Raw genomic sequence first — 16784 nt, 5'->3', positions numbered from 1 at the left:
GTTCGCGGCCGTCCGCGCCCCCCGGGTGGTGGGCCCGCGTCACCCGGCGGGGGGGGGGGAGCGGCTGGCCGTGGGGGGGGGGGCTGTTGCCGAGACGTCTGTCAACCAGGGCCCCCGCCTTGCACCTGGGCTCAGCTCAGCTCCGCGGCGGGCCGGGGCGGCGGGGCGGCCTCCAGGCGTACGGCCGGCAGCACCCGGTCCAGCCAGCGGGGCAGCCACCAGTTGAACCGGCCGAGCAGCTCCATCGACGCCGGCAGCAGCACCAGCCGGACGATCGTCGCGTCCACGAACACCGCCACCGCCAGGCCGAGGCCGAGCTGCTTGACCCCGAGGTCGGCGCCGAGCATCACCGAGAGGAACACCGCGATCATGATGGCCGCGGCGGCGCTGATCACCCGGGCGCTGCCCGCCAACCCGGCCCGGACCGCCCGCCGGGTGTCGCCCATGACGTCGTACGCCTCCCGGATCCGGGAGACCAGGAAGACCTCGTAGTCCATGGAGAGCCCGAACAGCATCGGGAACATGATCAGTGGCACCCAGGCGGTGACCGGCATCGCGGTCGGGAAGTTCAACGCCGCGCCCAGCCAGCCCCACTGCACCACCGCGACCAGCACCCCGAACGAGGCGCCGATGGAGAGCAGGTTGAGCAGGCCGGCCTTCAGGGCGAGCAGCACCGACCGGAAGATCACCATGAGCAGCAGCAGGGACAGCCCGACGACCACCAGGACCACCGTGGGCAGCCGGTCCCGGGTCAGCTCGGCGAAGTCGATGGTCGCGGCGGCCGCGCCGCCCACGTACGCCGGTTGGCCGGCGACCGCCGCGCGCAGCCGGTGCACCAGGTCGATGGTGGCCGGGTCCTGGGTGCCGGTGGTGGGCCGGACGGCGAGGACCGCCACCGCGCCGTCCCGGCTGTGCCGCGCCGGGCTCACCGCCGCCACCCCGGGTTGCCCGGTGATCCGCCCGGCGACCCGCTCCGGATCGCCCTCGGGCAGCCGGACCACCACCGAGAGGGTCGCGTCGAAGCCGGCCCCGAAGCCCTGGGCGAGGATCCGGTGCGCCTGGTAGGCGCTGGTGTCGCGGGGCTGGGTGCTGGCGTCCGGGCTGCCCAGCCGCAGGCCCAGCACCGGCGCGGCCAGCACCAGCAGCGCCAGCGCGGCCAGCAGCGTCGCCGACACCGGGCGCCGGCCGACCACCCCGGCCCAGCGGGCCGACCACGGGTTGGCCGACGCCGCCCGCCGGTGCACCGAGAGCCGGTCGATCCGGTGCCCGAGCAGGCCGAGCAGCGCCGGCAGCAGGGTCACCGCGGCCAGCATGGTGACCGCGACCGTCGCCGCCGAGCCGACCGCCAGGCCACGCAGGAAGCCGAGGTCGGTCAGGAGCAGGCCGCAGAGTCCCACCACCACCGTGCCGCCGGCGAAGAGCACGGCCCGGCCGGCCGTCGCGGCGGCGGCCGCCACGGCCTCGGCGGGGGTACGCCCGGCGGCCAGCGCCTCCCGGTACCGGGTCACGATGAACAGCGCGTAGTCGATGCCGACACCCAGACCGATCATGCTGGCCAGCACGGTGGCGAAGCCGGGCGTGGGGAGCAGGTGCCGCATCAGCTCCATCGCCGACAGGCCGACCGCGATTCCGAAGATGGCGGTGACGATGGGTACCGCCATCGCGAAGACCGAACCGAACGCCACCAGCAGCACCACGGCCGCGACGGCGAGCCCCACCGCGTCGGCCGGCCCGCCGCCGGGCGTCTCCACCGCGTCGACCGCGTCGCCGGAGAGCGCGAAGGTCACCCCGTCCCCGCCGGCCGCCCGCACCGCGTCCAGCAGCTTCCCGGTCTCGGCCGCCGGCATCTCACCGCTCGGCACGGTCAGGGCCGCCACGGCGTACGCGGTGTGCCGGTCGGCCGAGATCTGCCCCGGCCCGTCGTACGGGGAGCTGACCTCGGCCACGTGCTCGGCCGAGCCGAGCGCCTCGACCACCCGGGTCACCCGGTCCCGCACCGCCGGGGCGTCGACCGGGGCGTCGGAGCGTACGGCGAGGGTGACCCCGTCGTTGGTGAACTCTGGGAAGTGCGCCTCGACCAGCCGCTGGGCGACGCCGGACTGGGTGGAGCCGGTGTCGAAGTCGTCGGAGGTGGGTCCGCCGTACTGGGCGGCCAGCAGGACCCCGGCCACCGCGACGACGAGCCAACCGGCCAGCACGGTGAGCCGGCGCCGGTGACAGAGGGCGGCGAGCCGGGAGAGCCAGGAGGTTTCCATGGCGCCGATGCTCGTCCGCGCGCGGGCTCCGGGCGTCCTACCGGCGCAGACACCCGCCCCGGCCGGCTACTGCCCGGGCGTACTCCCGGGGGAGTAGCCGTCGGCGGTGGCCAACCCGCTCTGGTACGCGACCACCACCAGTTGGGCGCGGTCCCGGGCGCCCACCTTGGCCATCGCCCGGGAGACGTGCGTCTTCGCGGTCAGCGGGCTGACCACCAGCCGGGCGGCGATGCCCTCGTTGCTCAGCCCCTCCGCGACCAGCCGGACCACCTCCCGCTCCCGGGCGGTCAGCGCGGCGATCTCCGGTGGCTCCCGGCGCGGCCCGGCCGGCCGGGGTGCGGCGCCCACCGAGCGCCTGATCACCGCCCGGGTGACGGCGGGCGAGAGCAGGGCGTCCCCGCGGGCGACGATCCGGACGGCCTGCACCAGTTCCTCCGGTTCGGCGTCCTTCACCAGGAACCCGCTCGCTCCCGAGCGCAGCGCGGCGAAGACGTCCTCCTCCTCGACGAACGTCGTCAACATCACCACCCGCACCGCGGACAGCTGCGGGTCGTCGGTGATCCGCCGGGTGGCGGTCACCCCGTCCACGTCCGGCATCCGGATGTCCATCAGCACCACGTCCGGCCGCAGCTCGCGGGCCAGCGCGACGGCCATCCCGCCGTTGGCCGCCTCGCCCACCACCGCCAGGTCGTCGGCCCCGTCCAGCAACGCGCGCAGCCCGGCCCGGACCAGGCCCTGGTCGTCGGCGAGCAGTACCCGGATCACGTCGTCCCCCTCGGCAGTGCGGCCCGTACCCGGAAACCGCCGTCCGGTCCGGGGCCCGCGTCGAAGCTCCCGCCCAGCGCCCGCACGCGCTCCCGCATCCCGGCCAACCCGCGCCCGCCGCCGGGCGCGATGCCGCCGCCCACCCCGTCGTCGCCGACCTCGATGGTCAACGTCTCCGGCGCGGCGTGCAGCCGCACCTCCGCGCGGGCCCGCGGCCCGGCATGCCGCAGCACGTTGGTCAACGACTCCTGGAGGATCCGGTACGCCGCGTGGTCGACCGGATCGGCCAGGCGCAGCCCGTCCGCGTCGCTGTCGAACTCGATCCGCAGACCGGCGGCGCGGACCGCGGCCAGCAGGTCGGGCAGCCGGTGCAGGCCCACATCCGGGCCGGTGGCCGGCGTGTCCGCCTCCCCGCGCAGCAGGGTGGATCGCAGCTCGGCCAGGGCGGCCTTGCCGGTGCCCCGGATCGCGGTCAGCGCCGCCCTGACCCGCGCCGGATCCCGGTCGAGCAGTTGCAGCGCCGCGGCGGACTGCACGGTGATGGTGGCGATGGCGTGTCCGACCGTGTCGTGCACCTCCCGCGCGATCCGCAGCCGCTCCTCGATCACCCGGCGCTCCGCCTCCAGCTCGCGTTCCCGCTCCCCCTGCGCCAGCCGGTGCCGCACCTCCGCGGCGTACGCCCGGCGGCTGCGGACCAGGGCGCCCAGCAGCATCGCCACCGCCAGGACGGCGGCCTGGGGCAGGAAGACGGCGACCGCGTCCAGCGGCGGGAGCCCGTGCTGGACGCTCACGGTGCCGCCGACGGCGAGGAAGAACACCGGCACCGGGATCACCGCCCACAGGTGGCCGGCGAGGGCCGCGAAGTACAACGGCGCCGCGAGCACCAACGCCGGCGGGAACCCGGGGTAGCCCAGCGCGTAGAAGAGCAACAGGGCCAGGGCGACCAGGTAGAGCGCGAGCCGGGGGAAGCGTCGGCGCAGCAGCAGCGGCGCGGCCATCGTCAACCCGAGCGCGTAGGCGAGCCAGTCGCGGGGGCTGGCCTGGACCTCGTGCCCGGTCGCGATGGCGAGTTCGGCGGCGGCGAGTACGGCCAGCGCGACGGCACCGTCCACCAACCACGGTCGCACCGCCGGCCCGCTCGCCACGGGGACACCGTAGGCAGCCGGGGCCGCGCAGCGCCACCACCGGGGGCCGGGCGTTAGGCGGGGCCGCCTGGCACTGCGACCGCAGGTGCGAGGGGGTGCGGGCGTTCACGGGGGCAGATGCGGGCGGTAGCCTACGCAGGTGTCCGCATTTCGGATCGGCGAGGCCGCTGAGCTGCTGGGCGTCAGCACCGACACGGTGCGGCGCTGGGTCGACGCCGGCCGCCTCCCGGCCAACCGGGACGACCACGGGCACCGGGTGATCGGCGGCGCCGACCTGGCCGCGTTCGTCCGGGCCGGCGCGGCCGAGCCGGCGGGCACCGAGCGGTCCTCGGCCCGCAACCGGCTGCGCGGCATCGTCACCGCCGTCGTCAAGGACACGGTGATGGCGCAGGTCGACATCCAGGCCGGTCCCTTCCGGGTGGTGTCGCTGATGAGCCGCGAGGCGGTGGACGAGCTGGACCTGCGGGTCGGCTCGGTGGCCGTCGCGGTGATCAAGTCGACCACCGTGGTGGTCGAGCGCGCCCCCACCCCCGGGCAGCAGAGGAGCGGCTGATGAGACCCGTGCGTACGCTGCCGGCCGGGGTGGTCGCCCTCGCCGTGCTGGCCCTGGCCGGCTGCGGGGCCACCGACGACCCGCCGTCCGGGGCCGACACCGACGAGGTCCGGGGCACCGTCAGGGTGTTCGCCGCGGCGTCGCTCACCGAGTCGTTCGGCACGCTCGGCCGGCGGTTCGAGGCCGTGCACCCGGGCACCCGGGTCACCTTCAACTTCGCCGGCAGCTCGGGGCTGGCCACCCAGATCACCCAGGGCGCACCGGCCGACGTGTTCGCCTCGGCCGCGCCGGGCCCGATGCGTATGGTCACCGAGGCGGGCGACGCCGCCGGGGAGCCGGCCGTCCTCGCCCGCAACCAGCTGGTGATCGCCGTACCGAAGGCGAACCCGAGGCGCGTCACCGGGCTGGCCGACCTGGCCCGGCCGGGCACCAAGGTGGCGCTCTGCGCCCCGCAGGTGCCGTGCGGCGAGGCGGCCGGCAAGGCCCTCGCCAGCGGCGGCGTACGGCTCACCCCGGTCACCCTGGAGCGGGACGTCAAGGGCGCGCTGGCCAAGGTGAAGCTGGGCGAGGTCGACGCCGCCCTGGTCTACCGCACCGACGTGCGGGCCGCCCCCGAGCTGACCGGGGTGGAGTTCCCCGAGTCGGCCGGCGCGGTCAACGACTATCCGATCGTGGTGCTGAAGGCCGCCGGCAACCCGGCCGGGGCCCGGGCGTTCGTCGCGTACGTCCGCTCCGACGCCGCCCGGGCGGTCCTCACCGACGCCGGTTTCCAGCCGCCGCCGGTCGGATGACCGGCTCCGTCGCGCCCGGCATCGCCCAGCGGTCCCGGGCGGCCCGGCGGCGGGCGGCGGCCGGGCGGGTGCCCCTCGCGCTGCTGGTGCCGGCCGGGCTGGGCCTGATCTTCCTGGTCCTGCCGCTGGTCGGGCTGCTGGCCCGGGCACCGTGGGCGACGCTGCCGCAGCGGCTCACCGCGCCGGGCGTGCTCACCGCGCTGCGCCTGTCCGTGCAGACCGCCACCCTGGCCACCCTGTTCTGCCTGCTGCTCGGGGTGCCGCTGGCCTGGCTGCTGGCCCGGGTCGACTTCCCCGGCCGGCGGCTGGTCCGCGCGCTGGTCACCGTGCCGCTGGTGCTGCCGCCGGTGGTCGGCGGCGTGGCGCTGCTGCTGGTCTTCGGCCGGCGCGGCCTGCTCGGCGGCTGGCTCGACGCCACCTTCGGGATCACCCTGCCGTTCAGCACCACCGGCGTGGTGCTCGCCGAGTCGTTCGTGGCGATGCCGTTCCTGGTCATCGCCGTGGAGGGCGCGCTGCGCGGCGCCGACCGCCGGTACGAGGAGGCCGCCGCGACCCTCGGCGCCGGCCGCTGGACCATCTTCACCCACGTCACCCTGCCCCTGGTGGCTCCCGGGGTGACCGCGGGGGCGGTGCTCTGCTGGGCCCGGGCGCTGGGCGAGTTCGGGGCCACCATCACCTTCGCCGGCAACTATCCCGGCCGGACCCAGACCATGCCGCTCGCCGTCTACCTGGCCCTGGAGACCGATCTGCAGGCCGCCGTCGTGCTGAGCCTGATCCTGCTCACCGTCTCGGTGGGCATCCTGGCCGCGCTCCGCGACCGATGGGTCACCGGCCCGTGAGCGCCGCCGAACGGCCGCTGCTCGACGCGCACCTGGTCGCCGACCAGCACGCCTTCCACCTGGACGTGCGGCTGCGGATCGCCGCCGGTGAGGTGGTCGCGCTGCTCGGCCCGAACGGTGCCGGCAAGACCACCGCGCTGCGGGTGCTCGCCGGGCTGCACCCGCTCACCGCCGGCCACGTCACGGTGGCCGGGGTGGACCTGGACCGGCCGGACCGACGCGTCTTCGTCCCCCCGGAGCGCCGCCGGATCGGCGTGGTGTTCCAGGACCACCTGCTCTTCCCGCACCTGAACGCGCTGGACAACGTGGCCTTCGGCCCGCGCCGGCAGGGGCTGGACCGGCGGGCCGCGCGGGCCCGGGCGGCGGACTGGCTGGACCGGGTGGGCCTCGCCGGGTACGCCCGCCGCCGGCCCCGGCAGCTCTCCGGCGGCCAGGCGCAGCGGGTGGCGCTGGCCCGGGCACTCGCCGTCGACCCGGCGCTGCTGCTGCTCGACGAGCCGCTCGCCGCGCTGGACGCGCGGACCCGGCTGGAGACGCGTACCGAACTGCACCGGCACCTCAGCGCGCACCGCAACGCCGCGCTGCTGGTCACCCACGACCCGCTCGACGCGCTGGTGCTGGCCAACCGGCTGGTGATCGTCGAGGCGGGCCGGGTGGTGCAGGAGGGCGACGCCGCCACCGTCACCGCCCGCCCGCGCACCGACTACGTCGCCCACCTGGTCGGGCTCAACCTGCACCGGGGCCGGGGCGAGGGGCACACCGTCCGGGTCGGAGCGGGCCTGGCCCTGACCACCGCCGACCGGGTGACCGGGGACGCCTTCGTCGCCTTTGCGCCGGCCGCGGTCGCGCTGCACGCCGGGCGCCCCGACGGCAGCCCGCGCAACACCTGGCCGGCCACCGTGGTCGGGGTCCAGCGGCACGGCGACAACCTGCGGATCCAGCTCGACGGCCCGCTCGGGGTGGCGGCCGACGTCACGCCGGCCGCGGCGGCGCAGCTGCGCCTGGTGCCCGGCCAGGCGGTCTGGGCGGCGGTCAAGGCCGCCGAAACCCGCGCCTACCCCGCCGCGGGCGACCCCGACGGTGCCGGTGTGACGGGAGACTACCCAGGGTAAGAACAGATCATGGGTGAACTGCGGACCTCGCCGCCACCGCCGGCGGCCACCGAGATCCAGCGCTGGGAACTGACCAGCGCGGCGGAGCTGCGCGGCCTGCGCGCCTCCCTGCACAAGGCCCTGACCGGCCGCGCCCTGCAGGAGGGCGAGGAGCTGGACCACATCCCCGAGCAGGTCGTCCTGGTCACCACCGAGCTGGCCACCAACGCGCTGGTGCACGGGCTGCCGCCGACCACGGTCCGGCTGCTGGAGGCGGCGCGCTGCTTCGTGCTCGACGTCGCCGACCACGACCTGACCACCGTGCCGGAGCTGGCCGATACCCGCCCGCTCGGCTCCGGTGGGCGGGGCCTGCAACTCGCCCAGGCGTTCTCCCTCGACGTGGGCTGGTACGCCACCGACACCTCGAAGCACATCTGGGCCACGTTTCCCAGGCCCTGACCCCCGGGCTGCCCCGGACGGGAGAGTTGCGCCACCTCGGGGCCACCGGACGGCCGGTACGGGGGCGGTGGCCGAGCCGGCGGCGGTAGCGTTCCGCCGGTGAGCGGCCCGACCGGGGCCGCGGCGACGAGCACCGCGAAGGGGACAGCCGTGCCGGACGGTGACGTTCTGGTCAGCGAGGCCGTGGCGGCGGCGCGCGCCGCGGACGTACGCGCCGCGGAGCGGGCCCTGGACCGGCTGGTGGTCGGCGACCCCGACGCGGTGCGGTCGGCGCTGCGGGCCCGGCTGACCGGCGTGGCCGGCCGGCTGTGGCCACGCGGCTGGCAGCCCGTCGACCTGGACCGGATCGCCGCCCGGCGGCTCGACCCGCGGGCGGCGCGGCTGGTCCGGGCCGCGGTCGTCGCTCAGCGCGCCGAGCTGCCCGGTTCAGTGCCGGGCTGGTTCGACGAGCAGCTCGCCGGGTGGGACGGCGACGGCGACTGGCTGGACCGGTGGGCCGGCCGGGCCGGGGTGGACCGGATCACGGCGCTGCGGGACGCGGTGGGCGCCCTGGTGCTGCTGGAGTCGCTGCCGCCGATCGCGGTGCTGCGCCCGCCGCCCGGCGCCCCGGGCGCCACCCGGGCCGGCGCCCCGCGGACCGGCTCGCCGATGCTGGACCGGGTACGCGCGCTGCTGGCCAAGGCCGAGTCGACCACCTTCCCGGCGGAGGCGGAGGCGCTGACCGGCAAGGCGCAGGAGCTGATGGCCCGGCACAGCATCGACCAGGCGCTGCTCGATGACACCGCCGAACGGGCCGACCGGCCCGGCGGGCTCCGGCTGGCCACCGAAGCGCCCTACCCGGGAGCGAAGGCCCTGCTGGTGCAGGAGGTGGCGGCGGCGAACCGGTGCGAGTCGGTCTGGTCCGACGACCTCGGCTTCGCCACCGTGCTCGGCTTTCCCGCCGACCTGGCCGCCGTCGAGCTGCTCTACACCTCGCTGCTGGTGCAGGCGACCGCGGCGATGCTGCGCGGGCGCGGCGAGCGGCGCTCGGCCGGCGGCAGCCGCCGCACGAAGGCGTACGACGAGTCGTTCCTCAACGCGTTCGCGCTGCGGATCGGGGAGCGGCTGCGGGAGGCCGCCGAGGCGGCGAACCAGGCCGCCACGGCAGCCGGCGCCGACCGGCTGCTGCCGGTGCTGGCGGCCCGCTCGGACGCGGTCCGGCAGCGGCTGGACACCCTCTTCCCGGGCACCACCCGGGGCCGGCTCACCGTGCGGGACGTGGAGGGCTGGACGTCCGGCACCGCCGCCGCCGACCGGGCCTCGCTGCGCGCCGACGCTGCCCGCCGCCCGGTACGCGGCCGCCGCTGATCGGCGCGCGCAACGACCCGGGCGGTTCTTCCTCGGCGATGATGTCGGGAACGCCGCCCCGGCTCCGACCTCTCACCGGGAGGCGCCACCACCGGGTGGCCCCGTACGCGAGGAGCGTCGTCGTGAAGTACATGCTGCTGATCTGGAACCGTCCGGGTCTCGTCGAGAGCCTGTCCGAGCAGGAGCGCAACGAGATCTGGGGCGAGGTCGACGAGGTCATGAAGGAGCTGACCGCCTCGGGTGAGCTGGTCGGCGGGCAGGCGCTGGCCGACCCGTCGCAGACCCGTACGGTCCGGCTCGCCGGGGGCCGGCCGGAGATCACCGACGGCCCGTTCCTGGAGAGCAAGGAGCAGTTCGCCGGCTACCTGATGGTCGACTGCGAGACCCCGGAGCGGGCCGCCGAGATCGCCGCGGGCTGGCCGGACGTCCGGCTGGGGCTCGGGGTGCTGGAGGTCCGGCCGGTGATGGACGAGGCCGGGGCGGAGATGTGACCTCGCCCGGGGCGGTCGAGGAGCTGCTGCGCGGGCTCGCGCCGCAGGTCCTCGGCGTCCTCGTCCGCTGGCACGGCCAGTTCCACGCCTGCGAGGACGCGGTGCAGGAGGCGCTGCTGGCCGCCGCCACCCGGTGGCCGGCCGAGGGGGTGCCGGAGCGTCCCCGGTCCTGGCTGGTCACCGTCGCCGGCCGGCGGCTCACCGACGAGTGGCGCAGCGAGCGCGCCCGCCGGGAGCGCGAGGTCGCGGTGGCCGTCCGCGAGCCGGCGTACGCGGCGGTCGCCCCGCCGCCGGAGGAGGAGGCCCCGGCCGGGGACGACACCCTGCGGCTGCTCTTCCTCTGCTGCCATCCGGCGCTGAACCGGCCCGCGCAGATCGCCCTGACGCTGCGGGCGGTGGGCGGGTTGAGCACCGCCGAGATCGCCCGGGCGTTCCTGGTGCCGGAGGCGACGATGAGCCAGCGGATCCGCCGGGCCAAGCAGCGGATCGAGGCGGCCGGCGCCCGGTTCACCCTGCCCGCGCCGGCCGAGCGGGACGAGCGACTGCGCGCGGTGCGGCAGGTGCTCTATCTGATCTTCAACGAGGGCTACACCGCGTCCAGCGGCCCCCACCTGCACCGGGCGGAGCTGACCGCGGAGGCGATCCGGTTGGCCCGGGAGCTGCACCGGCTACTCCCGGACGATGGCGAGGTGACCGGGCTGCTGGCGCTGATGCTGCTCACCGACGCGCACCGGGCGGCGCGTACCGGGCCGGCGGGTGAGCTGGTGCCGCTGGCCGAGCAGGACCGCGACCGCTGGGACCGGGCGGCCATCGTGGAGGGGGCGGCGCTGGTGACCGAGGCGCTGACCTGGTCGCTGCCGGGGCCGTACCAGATCCAGGCGGCGATCGCCGCGGTGCACGCGGAGGCCGCGTCGGCGGCGGAGACGGACTGGCGGCAGATCGTCGCGCTCTACCGGCTGCTGGGCGTGCTGGCGCCCAACCCGATGGTCACCCTGAACCAGGCGGTGGCGGTGGCCATGGTGGACGGTCCGCGCGCCGGGCTGGCCCTGCTGGAGCCGCTGGACGCCGACGAGCGGGCCGCCGGTCACCACCGGCTGGCCGCCGTCCGGGCGCACCTGCTGGAGCTGGCCGGGGAGGCGGGTGCGGCGCGGGCGGCGTACCTGGCGGCGGCGCGGGGGACCACCAGCCTGCCGGAGCGGCGCTACCTTGAGCTGCGGGCCGCCCGGCTGACCGCGGAGCGATGAGTGTCACCACGACGGGGAGGTGGTCCGAGATGGGCACGGTGAGTTGTCAGATCTCCATGTCCCTGGACGGGTACGTGGCCGGGCCGGAGCAGAGCCGGCAGGACCCGCTGGGCCGGGGCGGGTTGCGCCTGCACGAGTGGTTCTTCGGGCTGGACGCCTGGCGGGAGCAGCACGGGCTCAGCGGCGGCGAGCACACCGTCGACGCCGAGGTGGTCGAGGAGATGACCCGCGACGTCGGGGCGTACATCATGGGGCGCCGGATGTTCGGCGACGGCGGTGGGCGGTGGGAGCCGGGGTGGCGCGGCTGGTGGGGCGAGGACCCGCCGTTCCGGACGCCGGTCTTCGTGCTGACCCACCAGGAGCGCGAGCCCCTGCCGATGGCGGGCGGGACGGAGTTCCACTTCGTCACCGAGGGGCCCCGGGCGGCACTGGCCCGGGCCCGCGAGGTGGCCGGCGACCGGCGGATCTCCGTCGCCGGCGGCGCGGACACCGTACGGCAGTTCCTGGCGGCCGGGCTGCTGGACGTCCTCCAACTGCACATCGTGCCGATCGTGCTGGGCGCCGGCGAACCGCTTCTCGCCGGGCTCGGCGACCTGCGGCTGGCGCAGGAGTCGGTGGTCGCCGGCCCGACGGTCACCCACGTCACCTACCGGGTGCTTCGCTGAGCGTCGGGTCAGGCCCGGCACTCCTTCATCAGCCGCTGCGGGATCGCCACGAAGGTGGAGCTCATCCACTTGACCGGGTTGGTGGACCCGGCCCCGGTGTCGATCCGCTTCGCCGCGTCGGTCAGCAGCGCCCTGATCTCCGGGTCCTGCGCCTTGCCGGCCTGCCCGCGTACGTCGTCGGCCAGCGCGGCGAGGTTCTCCCTGAGCTGCGCCTCGACCTGCTCGGGGGTCAGCTCCTGCCTGGTCGCGGCGGCCGAGTCGGCGGTGATCCGCCGGCTGCCCTCGATGATCAGCTGGTCGACCTTGCGGCAGACCGTGGCGGTGTTGACGGCGGTGACCGGGCGCGGTGAGGCGCTGGGGCTGGGGGCGGCGGTCGGGGTGCCGGTGGCCTCCGCCGCGCTGGTCGTGGCGTCGGTCGGCGCGCTCGCCGGGGTGTCGGCGGTGCCCTGGCAGCCGGCGACGAGGGCGGCGACCGCCGCCAGGGCGAGGGCGCTGGTCGAGGTGCGGGTCATCGACTTCCCCGTTCGGTCGTCGGCCGTCGGGGGGACGGCACGGGTCGGCGTGGAGTGCGGCCGGGCTCTCCCGAACCCGCGCCACGGTCAACGGTCCGTGGGGCGTCGTCCTGGCAACGAGTCGGCCGCCGGGTGGGACACGTCCGTTGGCGACGGTAACCCGGTCACGCTCCGCACCCACAGCGGCCCGCTCATCAGTCGATCGTGATCGATGCACGTCCGACCGGACGGGTGCGGTGGGGCGCCGGACGCGCGACACCGGACCGGCCAGCGGCCGGTCCGGTGTCGACGAGGCGTACGGTCAGCTCTTGAAGACGTCCTTGATCTTCTCGCCGGCCTGCTTGAGGTTGGCGCTGGCCTGGTCGTTGCGGCCCTCGGCCGCCAGGCGCTCGTTGTCGGTCGCCCGGCCGACGCCCTCCTTGACCTTGCCCGTGGTGTTCTCGGCGGTGTTGTCGATCTTGTCGTCGAACCCCATGTCGAGCCTCCTCTTCGGCACTTCCTGCTACCCGTCTGAGGTACCCCACGGGCCGAGCCGGAAAACCCCAACCTCGCCCAATTCCTCACACAGCGTCATCACCGACCGGCCGGAAGCGGCGCAGCCGGAGGCTGTTGGCCACCACGAATACCGAGGAGAACGCCATCGCCGCACCGGCGATCATCGGGTTGAGCAGCCCGGCGGCGGCCAGCGGCAGGGCGGCCACGTTGTAGGCGAACGCCCAGAACAGGTTGCCCTTGATGACCGCCAGGGTGCGCCGGGATAGCCGGATGGCGTCCACCGCCGCGGTCAGGTCGCCCCGGACCAGGGTCAGGTCGGACGCCTCGATCGCCACGTCGGTGCCGGTGCCCATGGCCAGGCCCAGGTCGGCCTGGGCCAGCGCGGCGGCGTCGTTGACCCCGTCGCCGACCATGGCGACCGTCCGCCCCTCGGCCTGGAGCCGCTTGACCAGGTCCACCTTCTCCGCCGGCAGTACCTCGGCGATCACCCGGTCGATGCCCAGCTCGGCGCCGACCGCCTCCGCCACGGTGGCGTTGTCGCCGGTGAGCAGCACCGGGGTCAGGCCCAGCCGGCGCAGCCCGTCGACCGCCGCCCGGCTGGTCGGCTTGACCACGTCGGCCACCGCGAGGACGCCCCGGGCCCGGCCGTCCCAGCCGGCCACCACGGCCGTCCGGCCGGCGGCCTGCGCGTCGGTCACCGCCCGCGCGACCTCCTCGGGTACGTCCAGACCCCGCTCGCGCAGCAGCCGGAGCCGGCCGACGGCCACCTCCCGGCCGTCCACCCGGCCGGTGACGCCGAGCCCTTCGGCATTGGCGAAGCCGGTGACGGCCGGCAGCTCGCCCGCCTCGGCGGCGCCCGCCGCGACGGCCCGGGCGATCGGGTGCTCGGAGCCGGCCTCCGCCGCCCCGGCCAGCCGGAGCAGGTCGGCCCGCTCCTCGCCGGCCGCCGGCAGCACGTCGACCAGGGTCATCCTCCCGGTGGTGACGGTGCCGGTCTTGTCCAGCACCACGGTGTCGACCTGGCGGGTCGACTCCAGCACCTCCGGGCCCTTGATCAGGATGCCGAGCTGGGCGCCCCGGCCGGTGCCGACCAGCAGCGCGGTCGGCGTGGCCAGGCCCAGGGCGCACGGGCAGGCGATGATCAGCACGGCGACGGCCGCGGTGAACGCGGCGGTCGGGCCGGACCCGATGCCCAGCCACCAGCCGAGGGTGCCGGCGGCCAGCGCGATGACGATCGGCACGAAGACGCCGGAGATCCGGTCGGCGAGGCGCTGCACGGCGGCCTTGCCGGTCTGCGCCTCCTCCACCAGCTTCGCCATCTGGGCGAGCTGGGTGTCCGCGCCGACCCGGGTGGCGGTGACCACCAGCCGCCCGCCGGCGTTGACGGTGGCGCCGACCACGGTGTCCCCCGGGCCCACCTCGACCGGCACCGACTCGCCGGTGAGCATGCTGGCGTCGACTGCCGAGGTGCCCTCGTCGACCACGCCGTCGGTGGCGACCTTCTCGCCGGGGCGCACCACGAACCGGTCCCCCACCGCGAGCTGGTCGACCGGGATCCGGGTCTCCACGCCGCCCCGCAGCACCGCGACGTCCTTGGCGCCCAACTCCAGCAGGGCGCGCAGGGCGGCCCCGGCGGTCCGCTTGGACCGGGCCTCAAAATAGCGCCCGGCCAGGATGAACGTGGTCACCCCGGCGGCGGCCTCCAGGTAGATGTTGCCCGCGCCGCCGCCCCGGACCACGTCGAAGCTGAACGGGTGGGTCATCCCCGGCATCCCGGCGTCGCCGAGGAAGAGCGCCCAGACCGACCAGCCGAACGCGGCCACGGTGCCGAGCGAGACCAGGGTGTCCATGGTGGCCGCGCCGTGCCGGAGGTTGACCCACGCGGCGCGGTGGAACGGCAGGCCGCCGTAGACCACCACCGGGGCGGCCAGCGTCAGCGACAGCCACTGCCAGTAGGTGAACTGCCAGGCCGGCACCATCGCCAGCAGGACCACCGGCACGGTCAGCGCCACCGACACCCACAACCGGGTACGCAGGCCGCGCAGCTCGTCCACCGGTTCGGCGGTCGGCTCGCCCGCTCCGGCCCGGGTGGGCGGCGGCGGCAGCACCGCCGTGTAGCCGGTCTTCTCCACCGTGGCGATCAGCGCGTCCGGGGTGACCTCGTCGGCGTACCGGACGGTGGCCTTCTCGGTGGCGTAGTTGACCGACGCCTGCACGCCGTCCATCCGGTTGAGCTTCTTCTCGATCCGGGCGGCGCAGGACGCACAGGTCATCCCGCCGATCGCCAGCTCGATCACGTTCGGGGCGACCGGCAGGGACTTCGCGGTCGTGTTCATCGCGGACCTCCTCGGCGTCAGTTGTGCCCGTGGCCCGGGGTGCCGTGGCCGGCTTCCGGGGTCGGCTCGGTGGTGGGGGCAGCCGGCGCGCCGGTCGCCGGGACGCCCGGGTCCCCGGCCACGACCGTGAACTCCGCGGTGTGCACCGCGTCGCCGTGCCGGAAATCCAGGTAGAGCCGGTAGGTGCCGGCCGAGGGCACCTCGGCGGAGAAGGTGACCGCCGGTCCGGCCGGGGTCCGGCCGTCGCCGGGCGCGCCGTGCGGGTGCACGTGCAGGTACGCCAGGTCGCCCTGCCGCAGCGCGACGAGGTGACCGTACGCGCCGAGGTAGGGCTGCAGGTCGGTGACCGGCTTCCCGTCCCGGCTGACGCTCACGGTCAACTCGCTGGTGCGGCCTGGGCGCGGCGTACCGGTCAGGGTGACCGTGTAGCCGTCGACGGTGGCGGTGGTCGCCGGGGCCGGCAGCGGCCGGGACTCCAGGGCGCCGGGGACGGTGACGTCGACGCCGAGCGTCAGCGGTTCGGCGCCGGTGGGCGTGAAGTCGGCGAAGGCCCGCCAGACGCCGGGGCCGGCCAGTGGCGAGGCGACCCGCCAGCTGCCGTCGTCGGCCAGCTCGGGGTGCACGTGGCGGAAGCCGGACAGGTCGCGGCGGGCGACGATCAGGTGCATCCGCTTGTCGTGCGCCACGTCGTAGCGGGTGACCGGCCGGCCGTCCGGGCCGGTGATCCGGAAGGCGAACTCCCCGGTCGGGGCGCTCACCGGTTGCATCGTGTAGCCCTGGTCGGAGACGAGCAGTCCGCCCGGGAGGTGGTTGTCGGTGGGGGTGCCGGCGGTGCCCTGGTCGCCACCGGATTCGTGGCCGGCGCCCGGTTCCGTCGGGTCGTGGCGGGTCTCGGCGGCGGGGGTGACGGGGTCGGTCAGCTGACCGACCCCGTACGCCGCGCCGAACACCGCCGCGAGGCCGAGGGCGAAGCCGCTCAGCTTGGTCGCCGTGTTCATCGTGGACCTCGGTTCCTTCGGGTTGCCGGAACCGTCACGCCCCGACGAGGTCGTACCCGGCCTCGTCGACCGCGGCGCGGACGGTGTCCGGGTCCAACGGGTGCTCGCTGGTGACGGTGACCTGGCCGGCGGCCAGGTCCACCTGGACGTCGTCGACGCCCGCGATCGCGCGCAGCTCGGTGCTCACCGAGTTGACGCAGTGCCCGCAGGTCATGCCCTGCACCTGGTACGTGTTGGTGATCATCGCCGTTCCCTTCCGTCGCTCCCACCATATACCCCCTAGGGGTAGCAGGCCGGGAGATGCCCGTCACGCCTCCGGTACGCCTACCCGGTGGGGGTATTGCGGCACGACGGACCGTACCATACCCCCAAGGGGTACGCTATCCTGGCAGCCATGACCGCACCGACCACCCCGACCCGGGGCTACACCGCCAGCAAGGACCAGCTGCTCGCGCGGCTCCGCCGCATCGAGGGCCAGGTCCGCGGCATCGAGAAGATGGTCGAGGACGACCGCTACTGCATCGACGTGCTCACCCAGATCTCCGCCATCCAGGCCGCGCTGGACAAGGTCGGCCTGGGGCTGCTCGACGGGCACGCCCGGCACTGCATGCACGAGGGCGCGGTCGAGGGGCGGGCCGACGAGATGGCCACCGAGATGATGGCGGCGGTCGGCCGGCTGATGAAGCGGGGCTGACCGCCGCGCGTCGGGTGCCGCCCGGGCCGGAGTCGACCCGGGCGGCACCCGCCCGCCTCACAACCGGTCGAGGATCTTCCGCATGGTGCCGGTCTCGGCCTGCC

18 protein-coding genes are annotated in these 16784 nt (G+C 75.7%); 10 read left to right on the top strand and 8 right to left on the bottom strand.

Going from position 1 to position 16784, the window contains the following annotated elements; all coding sequences use genetic code 11:
* Window positions 1-131: 131 nt before the first annotated feature.
* The 3 genes from AB0H57_RS05200 to AB0H57_RS05190 form a co-directional block, all read right to left on the bottom strand.
* On the bottom strand, window positions 132-2255 hold the full coding sequence (locus AB0H57_RS05200) for an MMPL family transporter (protein ID WP_357502823.1): 2124 nt from the start codon (window positions 2253-2255) through the stop codon (window positions 132-134).
* A gap of 66 nt (window positions 2256-2321) precedes the next feature.
* Complete coding sequence (locus tag AB0H57_RS05195; RefSeq protein WP_357502821.1) at window positions 2322-3020, bottom strand: response regulator transcription factor; 699 nt, start codon at window positions 3018-3020, stop codon at window positions 2322-2324.
* Window positions 3017-4165 carry a histidine kinase gene (locus AB0H57_RS05190; protein ID WP_357502819.1) on the bottom strand — a complete coding sequence of 383 codons (1149 nt, stop codon included), beginning with the start codon at window positions 4163-4165 and terminating at the stop codon, window positions 3017-3019. The genes AB0H57_RS05195 and AB0H57_RS05190 overlap by 4 nt, the downstream gene beginning before the upstream one ends.
* A 139-nt stretch (window positions 4166-4304) precedes the next feature.
* On the opposite strand from AB0H57_RS05190, the gene AB0H57_RS05185 reads away from it, so the two are divergent.
* The 9 genes from AB0H57_RS05185 (at window position 4305) to AB0H57_RS05145 (ending at window position 11645) form a co-directional block, all read left to right on the top strand.
* The gene (locus AB0H57_RS05185) at window positions 4305-4718 is read left to right on the top strand and encodes a MerR family DNA-binding transcriptional regulator (protein WP_357502817.1); all 414 of its coding nucleotides are present in this window, start codon (window positions 4305-4307) and stop codon (window positions 4716-4718) included.
* A complete protein-coding gene (gene modA / locus AB0H57_RS05180; protein WP_357502815.1) occupies window positions 4718-5509 on the top strand; it encodes a molybdate ABC transporter substrate-binding protein in 792 nt (263 codons plus the stop codon). Before AB0H57_RS05185 ends, modA begins: the two co-directional genes overlap by 1 nt.
* Window positions 5506-6348: an ABC transporter permease gene (locus AB0H57_RS05175; protein ID WP_357502813.1), complete on the top strand. Its 843-nt coding sequence runs from the start codon at window positions 5506-5508 to the stop codon at window positions 6346-6348. Before modA ends, AB0H57_RS05175 begins: the two co-directional genes overlap by 4 nt.
* Window positions 6345-7460: an ABC transporter ATP-binding protein gene (locus tag AB0H57_RS05170; RefSeq protein WP_357502811.1), complete on the top strand. Its 1116-nt coding sequence runs from the start codon at window positions 6345-6347 to the stop codon at window positions 7458-7460. Before AB0H57_RS05175 ends, AB0H57_RS05170 begins: the two co-directional genes overlap by 4 nt.
* Window positions 7461-7469: 9 nt before the next feature.
* Window positions 7470-7898, top strand: coding sequence for an ATP-binding protein (locus AB0H57_RS05165; protein ID WP_357502809.1), 429 nt, complete (start codon window positions 7470-7472; stop codon window positions 7896-7898).
* A gap of 99 nt (window positions 7899-7997) precedes the next feature.
* Complete coding sequence (locus AB0H57_RS05160) at window positions 7998-9245, top strand: DUF2786 domain-containing protein (protein WP_357502807.1); 1248 nt, start codon at window positions 7998-8000, stop codon at window positions 9243-9245.
* A gap of 131 nt (window positions 9246-9376) precedes the next feature.
* Entirely contained in the window at window positions 9377-9736 is a 360-nt protein-coding gene (locus AB0H57_RS05155) for a YciI family protein (protein ID WP_357502857.1), read from the top strand.
* The gene (locus AB0H57_RS05150) at window positions 9733-10980 is read left to right on the top strand and encodes a sigma-70 family RNA polymerase sigma factor (protein WP_357502805.1); all 1248 of its coding nucleotides are present in this window, start codon (window positions 9733-9735) and stop codon (window positions 10978-10980) included. Before AB0H57_RS05155 ends, AB0H57_RS05150 begins: the two co-directional genes overlap by 4 nt.
* A 29-nt stretch (window positions 10981-11009) precedes the next feature.
* A complete protein-coding gene (locus tag AB0H57_RS05145; RefSeq protein WP_357502803.1) occupies window positions 11010-11645 on the top strand; it encodes a dihydrofolate reductase family protein in 636 nt (211 codons plus the stop codon).
* Between the two features lie 8 nt (window positions 11646-11653).
* Here AB0H57_RS05145 and AB0H57_RS05140 read toward each other — a convergent pair whose 3' ends face one another.
* The 5 genes from AB0H57_RS05140 to AB0H57_RS05120 form a co-directional block, all read right to left on the bottom strand.
* Entirely contained in the window at window positions 11654-12157 is a 504-nt protein-coding gene (locus tag AB0H57_RS05140; RefSeq protein ID WP_357502801.1) for a hypothetical protein, read from the bottom strand.
* Window positions 12158-12458: 301 nt separating this feature from the next.
* Window positions 12459-12632, bottom strand: coding sequence for a CsbD family protein (locus AB0H57_RS05135; protein ID WP_357502799.1), 174 nt, complete (start codon window positions 12630-12632; stop codon window positions 12459-12461).
* A gap of 85 nt (window positions 12633-12717) precedes the next feature.
* Complete coding sequence (locus AB0H57_RS05130) at window positions 12718-14988, bottom strand: heavy metal translocating P-type ATPase (RefSeq protein WP_357502797.1); 2271 nt, start codon at window positions 14986-14988, stop codon at window positions 12718-12720.
* A 17-nt stretch (window positions 14989-15005) separates the two neighbouring features.
* The gene (locus AB0H57_RS05125) at window positions 15006-15986 is read right to left on the bottom strand and encodes a hypothetical protein (protein ID WP_357502795.1); all 981 of its coding nucleotides are present in this window, start codon (window positions 15984-15986) and stop codon (window positions 15006-15008) included.
* Window positions 15987-16020: 34 nt separating this feature from the next.
* Window positions 16021-16230, bottom strand: a complete 210-nt coding sequence (locus AB0H57_RS05120) for a cation transporter (RefSeq protein ID WP_357502793.1) — start codon at window positions 16228-16230, stop codon at window positions 16021-16023.
* A gap of 150 nt (window positions 16231-16380) precedes the next feature.
* Here AB0H57_RS05120 and AB0H57_RS05115 point away from each other — a divergent pair, with 150 nt between their 5' ends.
* Window positions 16381-16680 (top strand): metal-sensitive transcriptional regulator, encoded by a 300-nt coding sequence (locus AB0H57_RS05115; RefSeq protein ID WP_222954005.1) that lies wholly within the window; start codon window positions 16381-16383, stop codon window positions 16678-16680.
* Window positions 16681-16784: the final 104 nt, after the last annotated feature.

Origin of the sequence: Micromonospora sp. NPDC050686 (assembly GCF_040654475.1) — a bacterium.
In the GTDB taxonomy this organism is placed as follows: Bacteria; Actinomycetota; Actinomycetes; order Mycobacteriales; family Micromonosporaceae; genus Micromonospora.
The sequence above is the reverse complement of the archived record's forward strand: the minus strand, read 5'-3'. Positions and strand labels throughout refer to the sequence as shown.

Coding starts and splice junctions, on each gene's coding strand:
- AB0H57_RS05200 (WP_357502823.1), bottom strand. CDS start 2,255: ATGGAAACCTCCTGGCTCTCCCGGCTCGCCGCCCTCTGTCACCGGCGC.
- AB0H57_RS05120 (WP_357502793.1), bottom strand. CDS start 16,230: ATGATCACCAACACGTACCAGGTGCAGGGCATGACCTGCGGGCACTGC.
- AB0H57_RS05145 (WP_357502803.1), top strand. CDS start 11,010: ATGGGCACGGTGAGTTGTCAGATCTCCATGTCCCTGGACGGGTACGTG.
- AB0H57_RS05155 (WP_357502857.1), top strand. CDS start 9,377: ATGCTGCTGATCTGGAACCGTCCGGGTCTCGTCGAGAGCCTGTCCGAG.
- modA (WP_357502815.1), top strand. CDS start 4,718: ATGAGACCCGTGCGTACGCTGCCGGCCGGGGTGGTCGCCCTCGCCGTG.
- AB0H57_RS05135 (WP_357502799.1), bottom strand. CDS start 12,632: ATGGGGTTCGACGACAAGATCGACAACACCGCCGAGAACACCACGGGC.
- AB0H57_RS05125 (WP_357502795.1), bottom strand. CDS start 15,986: ATGAACACGGCGACCAAGCTGAGCGGCTTCGCCCTCGGCCTCGCGGCG.
- AB0H57_RS05130 (WP_357502797.1), bottom strand. CDS start 14,988: ATGAACACGACCGCGAAGTCCCTGCCGGTCGCCCCGAACGTGATCGAG.
- AB0H57_RS05115 (WP_222954005.1), top strand. CDS start 16,381: ATGACCGCACCGACCACCCCGACCCGGGGCTACACCGCCAGCAAGGAC.
- AB0H57_RS05165 (WP_357502809.1), top strand. CDS start 7,470: ATGGGTGAACTGCGGACCTCGCCGCCACCGCCGGCGGCCACCGAGATC.
- AB0H57_RS05140 (WP_357502801.1), bottom strand. CDS start 12,157: ATGACCCGCACCTCGACCAGCGCCCTCGCCCTGGCGGCGGTCGCCGCC.
- AB0H57_RS05175 (WP_357502813.1), top strand. CDS start 5,506: ATGACCGGCTCCGTCGCGCCCGGCATCGCCCAGCGGTCCCGGGCGGCC.